Below are 2,207 nucleotides of genomic sequence, written 5' to 3'. Positions count from 1 at the left end.
ATTTTAAAAGGGTTTTACCATTATTCAGCCAGCCCTATCTAGGTCAGCCCCTAATCACTTAAATTCTGAACAAAAACGCCAATTCAAGTCTGAATTGGCGCGATAATCGCTTCTAATGCCGTTGAATCTTTAGGGTGTTTCAATCCCTAATAGGGATTAACATTAATTGGAATAACAATAGAGTGAGGAACAATAAGCATATTTACCGTTTCAATCCCTATTAGGGTTTAAGATTAATTGGAACCTCCTATTGGTTTTCGCTCTTTTATTATATTTCAATCCCTATTAGGGTTTAAGATTAATTGGAACAAAAATTCTCTTAAGCGAGCCTCGGTCAAGACTTCGTTTCAATCCCTAATAGGGTTTAAGATTAATTGGAACCCGAAGGGTTCGACTTCGCTCAGTGTCAAGACTTCGTTTCAATCCCTAATAGGGTTTAAGATTAATTGGAACCTAACTTAAATCTACCATAACCCTACTAGAAATGTCAAGTAAAGTTTCAATCCCTAATAAGGTTTAAGATTAATTGGAACACTCAGGAACAACATAAGGCACAATATTCGGTTCATGAGTTTCAATCCCTAATAGGGTTTAAGATTAATTGGAACCCCCCAGAATTGCTACCACTCGATCGCCATGGGGGTTTCAATCCCTAATAGGGTTTAAGATTAATTGGAACTGTGGCGCTGGTAGTTGCCAATGTTCTCTAGCAGGGTTTCAATCCCTAATAGGGTTTAAGATTAATTGGAACGATCATAATCACTGCCGGGACTAAAAGGCAAATCGTTTCAATCCCTAATAGGGTTTAAGATTAATTGGAACGTATATCAAAATCGTAGCGAAAGAAGTGTACGTGTTTCAATCCCTAATAGGGTTTAAGATTAATTGGAACTAGCCATTTTGATCCAAATCGGAAGCATCCAATGTTTCAATCCCTAATAGGGTTTAAGATTAATTGGAACCTGATTGAGAATGACTACCTGAGAATAGTGGACAAGGTTTCAATCCCTAATAGGGTTTAAGATTAATTGGAACTTTTGCATGATGATACGGCCATCCATTTTTTTTTGTTTCAATCCCTAATAGGGTTTAAGATTAATTGGAACCTTTTTTATGAGAGTGCCAGTTGGCAACCAATAGGGTTTCAATCCCTAATAGGGTTTAAGATTAATTGGAACCTGGATAATCAGGTTCCCCTAAATCATCCTCCGCAGTTTCAATCCCTAATAGGGTTTAAGATTAATTGGAACACGGGGAAAAGCTTTTAGAAGCTAAAATTAGCGAGTTTCAATCCCTAATAGGGTTTAAGATTAATTGGAACTAAAAGCGTCCCCCCTCAGATGTCACCGCTTTAAGGTTTCAATCCCTAATAGGGTTTAAGATTAATTGGAACGATTATTGGCTTTCCACCCAAAATAGGAATTGCCGTTTCAATCCCTAATAGGGTTTAAGATTAATTGGAACGATTATCTAACCGCCATTGCCGAACACCGACCCCTGTTTCAATCCCTAATAGGGTTTAAGATTAATTGGAACTTCCTTTCTAAAAAGTGCTTCAATGCAAATCAAATGTTTCAATCCCTAATAGGGTTTAAGATTAATTGGAACCCGTCAGTTAATTTCCACCAGTGGCGAAATCATCGGTTTCAATCCCTAATAGGGTTTAAGATTAATTGGAACGGTAAAAATCTGTGAGAAGTCGCGGCGGGTGGGACTGTTTCAATCCCTAATAGGGTTTAAGATTAATTGGAACCATAGCCGCCTTAATCAACCCAGGTAAATCCGGGTGAGTTTCAATCCCTAATAGGGTTTAAGATTAATTGGAACGGTTGGGTTCCCACGATTGCAAGGATTACGTTCTCGTTTCAATCCCTAATAGGGTTTAAGATTTATGGCTCTTCGTTACTCTTTATGCTAAATCAACAGACAAGATGCCAAGATAACATACTTCTAACCCAAAAATTCCGAAAGTTTCTCAAGCCATATGCTCTCCGTTTTATTAGTTTAAGTTTATTGTTGATTCCCTCGACCACCCCATTCGTGGTCCTTCGCTCGAAATAACTAATGATTTCTCCAAACCAGTTTCGGATTGTTTGACAACTCTTGGTAAAAACACTGGAGGATTTTGCCAACCATTCCGAGATGGATAGCAGTCCTTCTGTCGGATTCTCTGAGGTTTCATAAATCTTTCTAAATTCTTCCTTTAA

The 2,207-nt window shown here is 38.0% G+C and carries 1 protein-coding gene and 1 CRISPR repeat array; the gene reads right to left on the bottom strand.

Translation table 11 applies throughout. From position 1 onward, the window contains the following. Positions 1–136: 136 nt before the first annotated feature. Positions 137–1,899: a CRISPR direct-repeat array (repeat unit 37 nt; unit sequence GTTTCAATCCCTAATAGGGTTTAAGATTAATTGGAAC). Positions 1,900–1,919: 20 nt separating this feature from the next. Continuing rightward, on the bottom strand, positions 1,920–2,207 hold a 288-nt coding region (locus O9324_RS25910), incomplete at its 5' end, for a transposase (protein WP_288141704.1).

Source organism: Microcystis sp. LE19-84.1B (genome assembly GCF_027531875.1).
Taxonomy (GTDB): domain Bacteria; phylum Cyanobacteriota; class Cyanobacteriia; order Cyanobacteriales; family Microcystaceae; genus Microcystis; species Microcystis panniformis.
Note: the sequence above shows the minus strand (reverse complement) of the source record. Positions and strands in the feature narration are given on the sequence as shown.